The 16,173-nt window shown below is 59.9% G+C and carries 10 protein-coding genes; 6 read left to right on the top strand and 4 right to left on the bottom strand.

Annotation, left to right across the window (positions count from 1 at the left end):
- Window positions 1-24 precede the first annotated feature (24 nt).
- Both AC3RLQ_RS06650 and AC3RLQ_RS06645 read left to right on the top strand, forming a co-directional pair.
- Window positions 25-1,773 (top strand): ShlB/FhaC/HecB family hemolysin secretion/activation protein, encoded by a 1,749-nt coding sequence (locus AC3RLQ_RS06650; RefSeq protein WP_493035509.1) that lies wholly within the window; start codon window positions 25-27, stop codon window positions 1,771-1,773.
- A 7-nt stretch (window positions 1,774-1,780) separates the two neighbouring features.
- Window positions 1,781-3,949, top strand: coding sequence for a CHASE2 domain-containing protein (locus AC3RLQ_RS06645; RefSeq protein WP_493035507.1), 2,169 nt, complete (start codon window positions 1,781-1,783; stop codon window positions 3,947-3,949).
- An 89-nt stretch (window positions 3,950-4,038) separates the two neighbouring features.
- Here the strand turns inward: AC3RLQ_RS06645 and AC3RLQ_RS06640 are convergent, their stop codons facing one another.
- On the bottom strand, window positions 4,039-4,557 hold the full coding sequence (locus tag AC3RLQ_RS06640; protein WP_493035505.1) for a hypothetical protein: 519 nt from the start codon (window positions 4,555-4,557) through the stop codon (window positions 4,039-4,041).
- A 98-nt stretch (window positions 4,558-4,655) separates the two neighbouring features.
- Between AC3RLQ_RS06640 and AC3RLQ_RS06635 the strand changes: the two genes are divergently transcribed.
- The 3 genes from AC3RLQ_RS06635 (at window position 4,656) to AC3RLQ_RS06625 (ending at window position 9,983) form a co-directional block, all read left to right on the top strand.
- Window positions 4,656-7,766: a PVC-type heme-binding CxxCH protein gene (locus tag AC3RLQ_RS06635; RefSeq protein WP_493035503.1), complete on the top strand. Its 3,111-nt coding sequence runs from the start codon at window positions 4,656-4,658 to the stop codon at window positions 7,764-7,766.
- A gap of 45 nt (window positions 7,767-7,811) precedes the next feature.
- A complete protein-coding gene (locus tag AC3RLQ_RS06630) occupies window positions 7,812-9,287 on the top strand; it encodes a hypothetical protein (protein WP_493035501.1) in 1,476 nt (491 codons plus the stop codon).
- Window positions 9,288-9,359: 72 nt separating this feature from the next.
- Window positions 9,360-9,983, top strand: a complete 624-nt coding sequence (locus tag AC3RLQ_RS06625; protein WP_493035499.1) for an LON peptidase substrate-binding domain-containing protein — start codon at window positions 9,360-9,362, stop codon at window positions 9,981-9,983.
- On the opposite strand, the gene AC3RLQ_RS06620 is transcribed toward AC3RLQ_RS06625, so the two are convergent.
- From AC3RLQ_RS06620 to AC3RLQ_RS06610, 3 genes are all read right to left on the bottom strand, one after another.
- Complete coding sequence (locus AC3RLQ_RS06620; RefSeq protein WP_493035497.1) at window positions 9,980-10,783, bottom strand: fumarylacetoacetate hydrolase family protein; 804 nt, start codon at window positions 10,781-10,783, stop codon at window positions 9,980-9,982. The two genes, AC3RLQ_RS06625 and AC3RLQ_RS06620, sit on opposite strands and share 4 nt — an antisense overlap.
- A gap of 44 nt (window positions 10,784-10,827) precedes the next feature.
- A complete protein-coding gene (hisA, locus tag AC3RLQ_RS06615; RefSeq protein ID WP_493035494.1) occupies window positions 10,828-11,601 on the bottom strand; it encodes a phosphoribosylformimino-5-aminoimidazole carboxamide ribotide isomerase in 774 nt (257 codons plus the stop codon).
- 97 nt (window positions 11,602-11,698) lie between these two features.
- Window positions 11,699-14,143: a VIT domain-containing protein gene (locus AC3RLQ_RS06610; protein ID WP_493035492.1), complete on the bottom strand. Its 2,445-nt coding sequence runs from the start codon at window positions 14,141-14,143 to the stop codon at window positions 11,699-11,701.
- Between the two features lie 293 nt (window positions 14,144-14,436).
- Here AC3RLQ_RS06610 and leuA point away from each other — a divergent pair, with 293 nt between their 5' ends.
- Entirely contained in the window at window positions 14,437-16,101 is a 1,665-nt protein-coding gene (gene leuA / locus AC3RLQ_RS06605; RefSeq protein ID WP_493035490.1) for a 2-isopropylmalate synthase, read from the top strand.
- The last annotated feature ends 72 nt before the right edge of the window (window positions 16,102-16,173 follow it).

Raw genomic sequence — 16,173 nt, 5'->3', positions numbered from 1 at the left:
CACCTTATGCCATCGTTCTCATTCATGCAGTTCCTGCTGCTTGCCATGATCGCTTGCGCGCTGCCTTGCAGCCTGCGTGCCCAGGAGTTCCCCGATGCAACCGGCGCCGGCACACTGGTGGACAGGCTGCAGATTCCCCGTGCGCAGAAAGCCACGGATGTTGCCGCCGCCGCCCCCAAGAAGCCTGAAGCCGACAATGCCGAAGGAGATGCAAAACCGCTCGGTGTGAATCTCAAGGGCCTGCACCTGATTTCGAAGCCGTCCAAGTCCATGCACAAGGACATGAGCCATGTTCTCGTGGTCGACCCCGCACTTCATCTGCCTGCCGGTCTTGCGGACACTTTGCAGAAGGACTTCATGGGGCAGCCTCTCAGCATGGCCGTGCTCAACCGCATGGTGAAGAGCATCAACAAAGCCTATCAGGCCACCGATTTCCCACTCGTGGATGCCTACCTGCCGCAGCAGGACATCACCCGTGGGCATGTGCAGGTCATTGTGCGCGAAGGCGTGCTGGGAGAGGTAAAGGTGGAAGGAGCCAAACGCTCCAACCCAGCCTATATGGCCCGGCAGATACGCTTGCAGCCCGGAGAGCGCATCGACACCCGCAAAATCTCCAGCGACGTCGCCTGGCTCAACGAGAACCCCATCCGCAACGTCAACGTCATCTACGAGCGCGGTAAAAAAGACGGCACGAGCGACGTCGTCTTGAAAACGACGGAAAGCAATCCCGTCAAAGCCTACATCGGTTATGCCAATTCCGGCCTGCGCTCCACCGGACTGAATCAAATCTCCGGCGGCATCAGCATGATGCAGTTGTTTGGCACGGAGCAGTCAGTGAATTACAATTTCACCGGCAATCAGGAGCTCGACCGTCTCAAGGCGCATGCTCTTGCGTGGGACATTCCTCTTCCATGGCGTCATCGGCTCCAGCTTCTCGGTGTGTATGTGGACTCCGCCACTCAGTCCGGACAGGCCGCAGGACTTCTCGGTGTCAATGGCAGGAACCGCCAGCTTTCAGCCGCCTACACTGTACCACTGGCCAGCGCCTGGAGCAAAGTGCAGCACAAAGCGACCTTCGCGCTCGACTACAAGAGCACCACCTCAGACATCATCTTTGGCGGCCAGACCTTTTCGCAGAATTCTGCCGAAGTGTTCCAATTCCGCGTCGGGTACAATCTCCTCGTCCATGACCCGCTGGGCTACACCCGCTTTGGCATTTCCGCCATCCACAGTCCGGGCAATGTTCTTGGTCACAACAACTACGCCGCCTTTGACAGCCTGCGCGCGGGTTCGCAGGCAAAGTACTGGTACGCGAAGGCGGAGCTGGACCGCCTCATCCGCCTGCCGTTTGGCTTCTCCGCTCTCATGCACACGGCGGGGCAGTATTCCAATACACGTCTCCTTCCCACTGAGCAGATGCTCGCAGGCGGCTACCAGACCGTGCGCGGCTTCAACGAAAGCTCCGCGCGTGGAGATCGCGGCATCGTTGCCAACATGGAGCTGAATCTGCCCATGATTCATTTCACCACCTGGGGCGGCAAGAAGGTGGACAACCTGAACACCTTCGTCTTTTACGACTTCGCCTATCTGGAAAGCGTGGGTTCAAATACCACGGAGCCCAATCTCAATCTGCAAAGCTCAGGCGTGGGCCTGCGCTACAGCCTCGGCAGCAATCTCGATCTGCGCCTTGCCTACGGCTGGAATCTGCGCAGCACCGGGCTGGTCGGTGCACCTTCCGGTCGCCTGCACTTCGGCATGAACATGAAGTATTAGACTGCGCATGAGAAAACGAAAACTCGGCAGCCTGCGTTTTGAATTCATCCTGCTGCCGCTGGTGCTGCTGCTGGCGCTGGGTTTCAGCACAACGCGCCTCGGCGAAGAATTGGAAAACCTCACGCTGGACTGGCGTTTTCAGGCGCGTGCAGCTTCTGACCCGCCTGCGGATCCTCAGGTCCTTGTCGTGGGCATTGATGAAGATGCGCTGGCGAAACTCGGCCGCTGGCCCTGGTCGCGCGAAGTGCATGCGCAGTTCGTGACGCTGCTCGGCTCACGCCCGCCTGCGGCGGCAGCCTTTGATGTTCTTTTCACCGAACCGAGTGCCGACCCTTTGAAGGATCAACTGTTTGGCGATGCTCTGGTGCAGTCCGCGACCTACATCACCGCAGCCGCAGCGGAAACGCTGGAGAACAGCAAAAAATTCGAAGCCGAGTACGCAGGCAACACCAAGGCGATCTCGAACATCCTGGGAGACATCAGCCGCCTCATTGGCAACGACACCGTGCTGCTCCCTGTGCCCATCATTGCGGAGAGTTCTCATGCCGGTTTCGTGAATTCGCCTCCAGGTGCCGATGGAGTACGCCGTCAGATCCCGCTGGTGGTGCGCTGCGGCACACGCGTCTTCCCCAGCCTCGTTCTGCAGTCCCTCCTCACCCGTGAAGCCGTGGAAACCGATGCCGTGCAGGTGGTGCTCGGTGATTCAATTCGCATCCAAGGCGCCCATAAGCTGTGGCAGATCCCCATCGATGATCGCGGGCAGATGACGATCAACTACCGTCATCCTGATACCTTCAAAGTCTTTCCCTATGCCGGACTGATGGCCAGCCTGCTGGAGTTCAAAGACAAAGAATGGCCCAAGGATCGTCCGCCTGTGGCAGGCCAGATTCTTTTCATTGGCCAGACCGCCGCAGGTCTCGCGGATCTTGGCCCCACCCCGCATGGCCCGCAGACGCCGCTGGTGCTCACGCATGCCAACGCGCTCAGCAACATCCTCGGTGGCGACTACATCAAGAAGCCTGACCTTCTTCAGCTGATAGGTGTCTGGGCTCTGCTGGCGCTGATCACCATCATTCCTGTGCGCTTTGGCCCCATCTGGCTCGCATTGCTCGTTCCCACATTGGTCGTCAGTGCTTATGTATTCACCGCGTTTTATTACTTTCAGATCGAGAGCCTTCACATGCCACTTGCATGGCCAGTGTTTGGTTTTGCCCTCGTTGAGGGTGGTTCGATTCTTCACCGCCTGATCATTGAGTCACGCGCCAAGGGACGCATCACAGGCATGTTCGGCACCTTCGTGTCACCGCAGGTCGTCAAGCAGATGATTTCCTCCGGTGAAGAGCCCAAGCTCGGCGGACATCAGGCGGAGATCACCGCGTTCTTCAGCGACATCGCCGGGTTCTCCTCCTTCTCTGAAAAGCTGACGCCTGAACGCCTTGTCACGCTGATGAACGACTATCTTTCAGAGATGACCGACATCCTGCACGACAACGGCGGCACGCTCGACAAGTTCATTGGCGATGCAATCGTCGGCATGTTCGGAGCCCCCCTGCCCTTTGCCGGTCATGCCTATGGTGCCTGCTGCGCCGCCCTGCTCATGCAGAAGCGCCAGATCGAACTGCGCGAGAAATGGCGGAAGGAAGGTGGCTGGCCTGACATCGTCTATGAAATGAAGACGCGCATCGGCCTCAACTCCGGCGAGGCCATCATTGGCAACATGGGCTCCCGTCGCCGATTCAACTACACCATGATGGGGGACACCGTGAACCTCGCCGCCCGCAGCGAGAGCGGTGCAAAGAGCTACGGCGTGTACACCATGATCACCGGAGAGACGAAGGCGCTCGCAGAAAAACACAAGCAGGACATCACCTATCGCTTCCTCGATCGCATCGTCGTCAAAGGCCGCAGCCAGCCCGCCGAAGTTTACGAACTCGTGGACTTCACCAAACACGTTTCCCCCGAGACCGAGGAGTGCCTGCATCTCTTTGAAAAAGGCATCGCCGCATATCAATCTCAAGACTGGAACGCTGCCAAAGCCCTGTTTGAACGCTCAGCCAGACGCGAGATTCATCAGGATGCGAACCCCTCTCTTGTCATGATCGAGCGCTGCGAGGCCATGAAACTCAATCCTCCTCCTGCTGATTGGGATGGAGTCTATGTCATGAAGACAAAGTAAAAAAAAGCACTCCCGAGCCTCAGCTCGTTCGGGATTCTGGGTGTGACGCATGCGTTTCCCAGAACGAGCTAAAGCTCGATACTACTTTCTCAGAAGCTTCTGCCGCCAAACCCCGTCCCGTATCCAGTATAGCCTGACTGTGGCGTCGCCTGCATGAGCGCCGAGTTCTGCTGATACGACGAGCTCTGGCTGTTGATCATCGCCGATTGATTGAGATCGTCCGCCGCTGCCTGCTGCTCGGCCAGCTTGGCTTCGGCGAGCCTCTCCTCCTGCCCGCGCAGTACATTCACTAGAATCACCCGCTCCTTTTCACTGATCTTCCCCGTCGTGGCCGCCTTGTTGATCTCCATCAGGCGCGGATGTTCCGCCGCATACTGGTTCAGGAAGTTGTCAATCTTCTGCGGGCTCCATTTGCCTTCGAGCGGCCGGCCGACGGACTTCTCCGCGACCAGCGCCGCTTCTCCTCCCGCGTGAATGTAGCCCACCTCCACCGCTCTCCTCGCAAACGCTTTCGCCTCGGCCACGCTGCCCACGTTGTATTCCTCGGAGGTGGTGGTCTGGCAGGAGGAAAGCAGCGCAACAGTCAGAAAAAGCAGGAAGGATTTCATGCGCCGAATGTGGAGAATGTTTTCCGCCCCACAAGCCAAAGTAGTTGAGAGCTTCCGCTCTCTCTGGAAAGGTCGCTTCCCTCCCAGAGCCCCCATCCATGACGTCCCGCCCATTGATCCTCCTAGCGCTGCTCGCCTCCGCCTTCTGCGCAGTCGCGGCCACTCCTGTCTTCGAAAGCCCGAAGCTCACCACCGCCAGCACATCTCGTCTGGTCAAGGTGGATGCCTCCCTGAAAGGCGCGAAGGAACTCTACCTCGTGGTCTCGGATGAAGACGGCATCAGTTGTGACTGGGCGGACTGGCTGGAGCCCAAGCTCATCATGGCCGACGGTTCCACCAAGGAGCTGACTAAGCTGCCATGGAAAGCCGCCAGCCAGGGCTCCGGCGGCACACGCGTCGGCAAATCCGCCATGGGAGATGCACTTCTCGTGAAAGGCCAGAAGTTTGAAAGCGGCATCGGCACGCATGCGCGTTCGGTGATCGTTTATGATCTGCCGCAGGGCGTGGTCGGCTTCACCGCCCAGGCAGCCATCGATGACGGCGGCATGGAGCGCGGCGGCAAGGCCAGCAATGCGTCGGTCAAATTCCAAGTCTATACTGAAACACCTCCGAATGCGCCCAAGCCCGCGCCACCCATCGTGGACGACGGCAAGACCACCGTGCCTGCGGACATGTTCACCGTGCCCGAAGGCCTTGAAGTCACCGTCTGGGCCACCTCACCCGCGTTGTTCAATCCCACCAACATTGACTTCGATGCGCAGGGCCGCCTGTGGGTGGCTGAAGGCGTGAACTACCGCAGCAAAGGAAGCCGCAGGCCGGAGGGCGACCGCGTCGTCGTGCTCGAAGACACCACTGGCTCGGGTCGTGCAGACAAAAGCACCGTCTTCGTGCAGGAGTCCGCACTCGCCGCCCCTCTCGGCGTTGCAGTGCTGGGCAACAAAATCGTCGTCTCTCAGCCTCCGGACCTGCTCGTTTACACCGACGTGAATGGCGATGGCAAATTTGATCCCGCTGTGGACAAGCGCGATGTGCTGCTCACCGGCTTCGGTGGTCGTCAGCATGACCACAGCCTTCATAGCGTCACCGCCGGACCCGACGGCCAGTGGTATTGGAATCAGGGCAACACAGGCGCAAAGTTCACCGACCACTCCGGCAAAACCTTCCGCATGGGCAGCCCCTACATGATGCAGGAGATCGCCGGACAGAAGAGTGATGACGGTCACGTTTGGATCGGCGGATTCGCCGCACGCATGAATCCCGATGGCACGAACGTCACCATCATCGGCCACAACTACCGCAACAGCTACGAGCAGACCATCACCTCCTTTGGCGATGTCTTCCAAAGCGACAACGACGACCCGCCTGCCTGCCGCGTGTCCCCCGTGATGGAAGGCGGCAATGCCGGCTTTGCCTCCGCCGACGGCCTGCGCTCCTGGGGTGCGGACAAACGCCCCGGCCAGGACACACCCACCGCCGAGTGGCGCCAGGAAGATCCCGGCACCATGCCAGCAGGAGATGTGTATGGCGGCGGCTCCCCCACCGGCGTAGGCTTCTATGAAAACGGCGCGCTCGACAAGAAATGGAACGGCCTCCTCCTCGCTTGTGAAGCAGGCAAGAACGTCGTCTTCGGCTATCTGCCAAAGCTCGACGGCGCAGGCTGGAAAATGGAACGCTTTGATTTCATGACCTCCAACAAGGAGAAGGAATTCGCAGGCTCCGACTTCCTCGGCGGCAAACCTTCAGGCGAACTCAAAACCCGCTTCCGTCCCAGCGATGTCACCGTCGGCCCCGATGGCGCAATCTACGTCGCAGACTGGTTCGACGCCCGCGTCGGTGGCCACGGCACGCTCGATGAACGCTACACCGGCACCATTTACCGCATCGCGCCAAAGGGCTTCGCATCCAATGTGCCAGCGCTCAAGCTCGACACCACGGAAGGCCAGATCGCCGCGCTGAAAAGCCCCGCACCCAACGTGCGCTACAACGGCTTCACCGCCTTGAAAGCCCAGGGCGCGAAAGCCGTGCCTGCCGTCGCCGCCTTGCTCAAGGACGACAACGCCTTCATCGCCGCACGCGCCGCATGGCTGCTCGCCCAGATGGGTGAAGAAGGCGTCGCTCAGGTGAAGCCCTGGCTCGAATCCAAGTCCGAAGATCAGCGCCTCGTCGCCTATCGTGCACTGCGCCGTGCTGGCGTGGATGTGCTGGCCATGGCTGCCAAGATGGTCACAGATTCTTCTGCCGCCGTGCGCCGTGAAGTCGCACTGACACTTCGCGAAATCCCTGCCGCCCAAAGCCTCCCGCTGCTGGTGAAACTCGCGCAGCAGTTTGACGGCAAAGACCGCGCCTACCTCGAAGCTCTCGGCCTCGGTGCTGAAGGCAAGGAAGCCGAACTCTATGCCGCTATCTGCAAAGACAAGCCCGCCGCATGGACGGAGGCAGAGGCATGGATCGCCTGGCGCATGCACCCTGCCGCTGCGGTGGAGGCCTTCAAAACTCGCGCGCTCGACAGCGTCCTCAGTGAAGAACAGCGCAAACTCATGCTCACCGGCCTCGCCTTCGTGAAAAGCCGCGAAGCAGCAGGCGCGATGATCGAACTCGCCAACACCAAAGACTTCCCCATGAAGGATCTCGCGAAGTGGTGGCTGCTCAATCGCAAAGGCAACGACTGGCAGTCCTACGATGTGGAAAGCGGCATGAAGGCCCTGGGCTTGTATGATCCTGCCAAGGTGAAGCTCGTCGCCGTCGAAATGCCCCCTGAACTCAAGGATGCAACCAAGCTGCCCACCGGCGCAGAGATCGCCCAACTTCCCGGCGATGCCAAGCGTGGCCAAGCCGCCATCGCCGTCTGCTTCACCTGCCACAAGGTCGGCAAGATGGGGGTCGAGTTCGGCCCCGACCTCAGCACATTCGGCAAGCAGCAGCCAAGCGAAGTCATCGCCAACGCCATCGCCCATCCCTCGGCCGACATCTCCCATGGCTATGAAGGCAGCGAGATCAAAACCAAGGACGGCCTCACCATCAGCGGCATGATTCTCTCCAGCGGCGATCCCGTCATGATCAAATGCATGGGGGGGCTCGTGCAGACCGTGCCGAAAGAGCGCATCGCCAGCATCCAGAAGATGACCCGATCACTGATGTACCAGCCCCAGCAGCTCGGCCTCACCCCGCAATCCATCAGCGACATCGTGGCGTATTTGAAGAGCCTGTAAGGCTGCTTCTGCAACATCCCAGCATCACCGCGTGTATGAGAGAGCATGCTCCGCTCCCTCCTGCCCTTCATTGTCATCTGCACCGGCATCGCCTCCGCTGAAGTCACTAACATCGGCTCCCGCCGTGAGCTGTTCGTGGACAAACTCCTCATCGACCAGATGAAAGGTGCCACGCTGCGGCTGCACCATCCCGAAGAAGCCGGAATCGCGGTGAAATTTGACCAGCCCTGGGAAGGCCGCTTCAGCGCCTACATCACCGTCATTCACAATGACGAGGCGAACAAATTCCAGATGTATTATCGTGGCAATGCAGGCTTCAAAGACGGCACCAGCGGCGAGGTGACCTGCTACGCCGAATCTGCTGACGGCAAAACATGGGTGAAGCCCAAGCTCGGCCTGCACGAGATCAATGGCAGCAGAGACAACAATGTGATGCTGGCCAATCTGGCTCCCTACACGCACAACTTCGCTCCCTTCATCGACCGCCGTCCCGGTGTGCCCAAAGAGCAACGTTACAAGGCTCTCGCAGGCCTCGGCGGCAAGTCCGGCGGTCTCAGCGCCTTCGTTTCCGCAGATGGCCTTCACTGGCAGAAAATGCAGGAGGCGGCGGTCATCACCAAAGGGGCCTTTGATTCCCAAAACGTGTCCTTCTGGTCTGAGGCGGAGCAGTGCTACGTGGCCTACTTCCGCGTCTTCACCGCTGGCGTGATCGATGAGAAGACATGGAAACCCAAAGGCGTGCGCTGGGTCAGCCGCGCCACAAGCAAAGACTTCCTCACCTGGACCGACGCCGTGCAGATGACCTGCGACCAGCCGTTGGCAGACCACATTTACATCAGTCAGACGAACCCCTATTTTAATGCTCCTCACCTCTACATCTCCACCGCCGCACGCTACATGCCCGGAAAAGCCGTGCTGGATGATCAGGCCAAAAAAGAGCTCGCTGACGACACGAAAGCCTATCCTGCCCTGATCAAGGACTGCTCTGAAGCCGTGCTGATGACCAGCCGCGCCGGCACCACCACCTACAATCGCAGCTTCATGGAAGGTTTTGTGCGTCCCGGCCAGGATTTCCGCGACTGGACCAGCCGCAGCAACTATCCCGCCTGCGGCGTGGTGAAGACCGGACCTGCAGAGATGTCATTGTTCGTGGAGCGCCATTACGGCCAGACCACCGCACTTCTACAGCACCTCACGCTGCGTCTCGATGGCTTCGCATCGTTGCACGCGGACTATGCAGGCGGTGAAATGACCACCCAGCCCTTCATCTTCACTGGCAAGGCGCTGCACTTGAATCTGTCCACCGGGGCCGCTGGCTCCGTGGCGGTGGAAATCCAGGATGCCGAAGGCAAGCCCCTGCCTGGCTTCACGCTGGATGACTGCAAGGCGCTCTCCTACGATGACATCGACCGCGTTATTGGCTGGAAGACCGGCAACGATGTCTCCGCGCTCGCCGGAAAACCGGTGCGCCTGCGCTGGGTCCTCAAGGACGCCGATGTGTTTTCCTTCCGCTTTGAATGATTCGTTGGCGTTTGCGCAGGAAACAAGGAACCATCGGGCGGATGCACGCGTATCCCGCGTGTCGTTTCATTCATGGACATCTCGTCAAAAACATTCTCTGCCAAAGGTTTCGTGCTCCCGCACACCCTCCCCGTGATTGTGCTGGACGACTGCTACCATTTTCCCGCCTGCCATCTGCCGCTGTTCATCTTTGAGGACCGCTACCGCCGCATGCTGGATCATGCGCTGCAAACCGATCGCATGTTCTGCGTCGGTGTTTCTGACGGCGCGAATGACGTGCTTCCCGTCACCACGGCGGGACTGATCCGCTGCTCGGTTAAAAATCCCGACGGCACCTCGCAGGTCATGCTCTACGGCGTCTGCCGCGTACGCATCACCGGCTGGGATCAGATCAAGCCCTTCCGCATTGCCCGCGTGGAGCCTGTGCTTACCCAGCACGCCCCCACCAAAATCCTGCGCCAGCTGAAATCTCGTGCCCTTGATCTCCTGCCTCCTCCTACGGACGACAGTTGTGAAAGCATGCAGCAGCTGCGGCATGAACTGGAAGAAATGGATGAAGCCGAAGCAGTCTGCGACATCATCGCCTTCCACTTCGTGCGCAACAAAGCCGCCCTTCGCGTCCTCCTTGAAGAATGCTGCCCGCAACGGCGCTACGAGAAGCTCATCAGCGAACTGGAAAAAGCACAGGACTGCTAGGACTCATTCTGCACGGGATTCGTCAGCGTTCCGATCTGCGCGATCTCCACGCTCACCGTATCCCCGTCCTTCATAAAAACTGGCGGCGTGCGGGCCGCCCCCACACCATGAGGTGTTCCGGTGAGGATCACCGTGCCCGGCATCAGCGTGGTGCTGCCACTGAGAAATTCGATCAGGGTCGGCACATCAAAGATCATGTCATTCGTGTTCCAGTCCTGCATCGTCTCGCCATTTAGCACCGTCTTGATCGCGAGTGTGTTCGGATTCGTGATCTCATCCGCCGTCACCAACACCGGCCCTAGCGGGCAAAAAGTATCAAACGACTTGCCGCGGCACCACTGCCCGCCGCCACCATGCTTCTGCCAGTCACGCGCGCTCACATCATTACCGCAGGTGTAGCCCAGCACGTACTTCAGAGCGTCTGCCTTGCTCACGTTCTTCGCCTTCTTCCCAATGACGACCGCCAGCTCCGCTTCGTAGTCCACCTTGTCGCTCTTCAGCTTCGTTGGCAGCAGAATCGGCTCTCCTGGATTTTGCACCACGTTCGGCAGCTTCATGAACACCACCGGATGCTTTGGCAGTTCCGCCTTCGTCTCCTCCGCGTGCTTCTTGTAGTTCAGCCCGATGCACACAATCGCAAACGGCTGCACCGGCGCCAGCAGCTTCACCACCTCCGCCTTGCGGTCGGTCACACGATGCTCACCAAAGATATCTCCTTCAATGACCAGCGCCGTGCCATCGGCCTGCTGCGCTGCATGCGCGATGTTTCCCTGCGAGTCGGAGTACCGGATGATTTTCATAAGTTCGTAGTTCGGGCTTCAGCCCGTGATTGGAATGCGGAAATTTAGATATTCTGACGCCTATTCCACGCCACCAGCTCCTCATACTTCGCGCCCGTGCCGCCAAACAGATCCAGCGCGCTGCCCACCGTGCCGTCCACGCGGCCATGGCTCAGTTCATCGATGCGCTTCAGATCGTCCAGATGTCGGATGCCCCCGGCATAGGTCATGGGAATCGGCGAATGCTCACCGAGGAAACTCACCAGCGCCTCATCGATGCCTTCGCACTTGCCCTCCACATCCACAGCATGGATCAAAAACTCCGCGCAATGCCCCGCAAGAAAGCGCAGAGACTCCGGCGTCACATCCAGCGTCGTCAGCGTCTGCCAGCGATTCATCGCCACCGTCCAGCCCGTGGCCGTGGCCTTGCAGCTCAGATCGATCACCAGACGCTCTTTGCCTGCGGCTTCGACCATTTTGTCGAGCCGTGTCTGATTGAAGGTACCGTCTGTTTCAAACAGGTAGCTCGTCACGATCACATGGCTCGCCCCGGCCTCCAGATACTCCGTTGCATTGCACGAGCGAATCCCACCTCCGACCTGCAAGCCGCCCGGAAACGCCCCCGTCGCCGCCTTCGCCGCGTCTTCATTCCCCTTCCCCAGCAGGATCACATGCCCGCCCGTCAGGCCATCGCGCTTGTATAGCTCGCCATACCATGCCGAATCCCGGTCGCTCACAAAGTTCGTCTTCAGCCCCGTCCCATCATCCCGCAATGACGAACCCACAATCTGCTTTACGCGGCCGTCGTGGAGATCAATGCATGGGCGGAATTTTGTCATAAGAAGGTCAAAGATTAGTCAAGAGGGGCAAGGAGTGGTCAAGCAGGTCGTGCTGTACCTTCTTGACGATCTTTAACCACTCAGCCTTTGGAGCCCTTCACCGCCGACGTCTCCGCAGGGACAGCACTGACAAACCGAGCATGAACAGCAGCATTCTGGACGGCTCCGGCGTTCCCAAGGTTGGAATCTGCGGCGTGCTTCCTGCATCCACAGGCTTCAGGCCCGCGCGGTCGTATTGCTGCTGATTTTCGAGCACCACTGCGCCAGAGTACGGCGTGACCAGCTGATGCAGCGCGGCGCGTTTGGCCTGGTCTTCAGGCACGCGATCACGCCCTTGGAAAGACGCCATCACCTCGCGAAACACCGCATGCCGCGCCAGTTGATCCCACACCTCCTTGCCATCGGCTGGCGCGCTGGCGGAGCGGGACATGTTGGCTGTGGTCGTGGGGCCATTACGAATGGAGAGCAGAGTCTTGGCCAGTTCATTTGCTCCCCAGCCGCTCCAGCGCAGGCCACCGAAAACGGGCGTGGCATCGTACAATTCCTCCAGGAGCTTGTTGCGCCCATGCTCCAGTTCGAGGGCATGAATCGGTGGCGGAGAGCCGCTGCGTTCGAGCAGTTGCTTGATCCCTTCCTCTCCGGAGAGCTCCACAGGCTGGGGGCCGTGCAGCCAGATCAATGTGGCAGGAGCAGCGGTTGTGCGGAGACGCTGCAGCGCCGCTTTAAAAGCAGGCACCACATCGCGTCCGCCTGCAAAGCTGGAATCCTGCAGGCGACTGCCGATCTCCGCCACAGCGACCTCGGTCGCTTCCCCATCCGTGGTGGCCCAGATCGTCAGTGGTGTTTTCTGCGCCAACTGCTTCAACGCCTCGCGGATCATGGCTGCATGTGGGCGCAAAGTGGCGGAAGCATCCACGATGACAAAGACTGGGCTGCTGGCTGCCTGCGGTGCAGCCTGGGTGCGCTCCACGATGACCACAGGTGACTCGTTTCCCGCTAGCTTGTCCGTCGTCCACACCTTCGGCAGGGGGGGCTGCTTAACGCCAAAGTTCAGCCCGGCCAGATCTGCCTGCGGCACCTCCGCCTGCCACGTCCATCCGCCATTCTGAGTGGCGGCAGCCTTTTGCCACTCCTGCGGCACCTCCAGTGCCTGCGGCGACTGCACCCATACCGCATGCGAGATCCCCGCCGGGATGCTGAAATTGCGCTCCACAATCAGGGGCATGAACAGGGCCGCCGGAGCCTGCGCATCCAGCGGCGCGGTGATGCCAAGCCGGATCTTCATACTGCCACCGGCCGGCACCGGAAAGCATTGCGTCAGCACACGGTCCGGTCCCACCATGTTGACCAGCACGGGGTCGCGGCGGTCAACCACCACCGTCTGGCGATAGGCCTGTGTCACCTGTGAGCGCGCACCGAAGGCGGCCTCGCGCGGCTCGCCATTGATCCACAGCGTCAGTCTTGAAACACACGCACCCGGCGGCAGCAGCATCTGGCAGCGCGCCTCCTGCGCGTTGCGGTGCTGGTTGTGAAATTCCAGTGTCCATTCACCATGCGCCAGCGCGGAATCACTATCCACATGCCAGTCCATGCGTGAGGTCTGCATCGAAAGCCCGCGAATCCGCGCCCCCACCTCCGCTCCGCCGCGGTCCTCATCCCACGCAAAACTGTCCAGGCTCTCATCCCTTGTCATGCGCATGCCGGACCGGGTTTGCGTCATCCCTTGCGGTGGCGGCGCATCGCTGAACGGGACTCCCGTCACACGGAAGTAGAGCTCGCGCAGGGCTTCGCGGTCAAAGGATGAGGTGCTGCTCCAGAGCCCTTGAGCGAAGAGCGTGGATGAGCCGAACCCCAGGTGTGTCAGCGGTCCGAAAATACCCGCCTGCCCTCCGGTGTAGCATAGATTCAGCAAAAAATCCTCCCGCCACTTTGTCCGCAGCCTGGGCAGTGTTTTTGCGGTGCTGCCATCGTGCGCTCGCGCCGCCTTCATGGCGGTGCCAATGTCGGCATGCAGGCTCACCATGCGCCATTCCGCAGATGCGATTGCGATCAGGCCCAAGGCCATGCCGACGAGCCATGGCCTGCGCCTTGTTGCCGCCGGCAGCTTCCACAAGCTTTTGCAGGTGATGAGCCACGCCACCAGTGCGGCCAGGGGGCCAGTCATGGCCATGGCGAATGGAAAAGCGATCAGTGCACCCGCAGGTGAGAGCGCAAAAACCAGCGCGAATGGCATCATCATGAGACCCATGACATTCAGGTGTCCCATGGCCAGCGTGTAAAGGATCGAAGGAAAGAGTCCTGCCCCGTGCAGGAATACTCCAGCCGACTCCCACGCCGTGCCCGGCCGCTTTCGGCCCATCCAGGGAAAGAAAATGGCAGCCGGCATGAGCAGCACCAGTCCCACGTGCGCCCAGGTGGGAATAGGGTCAAAGAACGACGAGGCACAACCACGCGTGCCCAGTTCCGTGCCCAGGGAGATCAGCGGGAAAATGATGCCTGCACCGAGCAGGAAACGTCTGCAAAAATTCAGGAAACCCTTCATGGGGTTGAGTCTATGAAACACCGCCCCTGCAAGTCATGTCTTTTTATGTGAAATCCGCATGAAGCCTTGGTGAAATATCTGCTCTCTTACCCCGCTTGACTACTCCCTCTTCTCTGCTTTCTTCCACTTGTCCATGACCACCACCGCCACGGCTCTGCTTCTTCTCTCCCTGCGACTTACGCAAGGGTAGGCGGCCCGTGTTTCCTCGTCATGCCCCTTGCCGTCACGTCACGGCAGTTTCTAATGCCGGAATATCACCGGCCCCCTCTTAGTCTCTCTACTTTCGTATTCTCATGTTAAAAGATCCGTCTTCCAAGTACCAGCCCTTTCCGCTGATCAACATCCCCAACCGTCAATGGCCCTCCCGCCATCTGACCCACGCTCCCATCTGGTGCAGCGTCGATCTGCGCGATGGCAATCAAGCGCTCGCCGTGCCGATGAATGTCTCCCAGAAGCTCGAAATGTTCGATGCCCTGGTGAAATGCGGCTTCAAGGAAATCGAAGTCGGTTTCCCCTCCGCCTCGAATACCGAGTTCCAGTTCAACCGCCGCCTTATCGAGGAAAAGCGCATCCCAGACGACGTCACCATCCAGTGTCTGGTGCAGGCGCGTGAAGATTTGATCGAGAAGACCGTCGAGTCGCTCGTCGGAGCCAAGAAGGTCGTCATCCACATGTACAACAGCACCTCGCCCGCGCAGCGGAAGTATGTGTTTGGCAAATCCAAGGAAGAGATCATCGCAGTCGCCGTCAAAGGCGCGCAGATGATCAAGGACCGCCTGCATCGTCTTACTGAAGGTGGCACTCAGGTGACCCTGCAGTACTCGCCCGAGAGCTTCAGTGCCACGGAAGTCGAATTTGCCAAGGAGATCAGCGAGGCCGTCATGGACGTGTGGCAGCCGACGCCGCAGCACAAGATGATCCTGAACCTGCCCGACACCGTCGAGGTGGCCATGCCCAATGTGTATGCGGACCAGATCGAATGGATCTGCACGAACATCAAAAACCGCGACAGCCTCATCATCAGCCTGCACACCCACAACGACCGCGGCACCGGCACCGCCGCCACCGAACTGGGCCTGCTGGCTGGCGCCGACCGCGTGGAAGGCACCCTGTTTGGCAATGGCGAGCGCACCGGCAATCTGGACATCGTGCAGGTGGCCATGAATCTCTACATGCACGGCATCTCCCCGGGCCTCGACTTCAGCGACATGAGCGGCCTCATTCACATGTATGAGCGCACCACCGGCATGACCGTGGCACCGCGCCATCCTTACAGCGGTGAGCTTGTCTTCACCGCCTTCAGTGGCAGCCATCAGGACGCCATCAAGAAAGGCCTCACTGGCTACGAGGAACACAAGACCATCTGGGATGTCCCCTACCTCACCATCGATCCGAACGACATCGGCCGCGAATACCGCGAAGTCATTCGCGTGAATTCGCAAAGCGGCAAAGGCGGCGTCGCTTACTTGCTGGAAAGCGAGTTCGGCATCGAACTGCCCAAGGACATGCAGCGCGAATTCGGCCCGCTGGCCAACGACATCGTGGACAAACTGGGCCGCGAAGTCACCGCCGCCGAATTGAAAGGCATGTTCTGGAAGGAATACATCGAGCGCGAGACCCCCTTCGCACTCCATCACTTCCATGCCGATGGTGTGGACGGCGTCTTCACCTGCCGCAGCAGCCTCGTCATCAACGGCAAGGAACGCGGCATCGCCGGCAAAGGCAACGGCCCCATCGCCGCCTTTGCCCAGGCGTTGATTCAGGAAGCTGGAGCACCCGCCTTCGAAGTCGCCACCTACCGCGAGCAAAGCCTCAGCTCTGGCACCGAAGCCAGCGCCCTCGCTTTCATCCAGATCAAAACCGCCAGCGGCAAAACCATCTGGGGCGCAGGCGTGGACACGAACATCGAACTCGCCTCGATCAAAGCGGTGCTCAGCGCGGTGAATCGCGCATCGTAATGCAGACTCAGTGTTTGCGAGAGCCACTGTGGCTCTCGCAAAACTGGGCACCTTCCGTAAGACACAGGCTCC

The sequence above is a fragment of the Prosthecobacter sp. GW821-HT29F12 genome, assembly GCF_058803405.1.
Note: the sequence above shows the minus strand (reverse complement) of the source record. Positions and strands in the feature narration are given on the sequence as shown.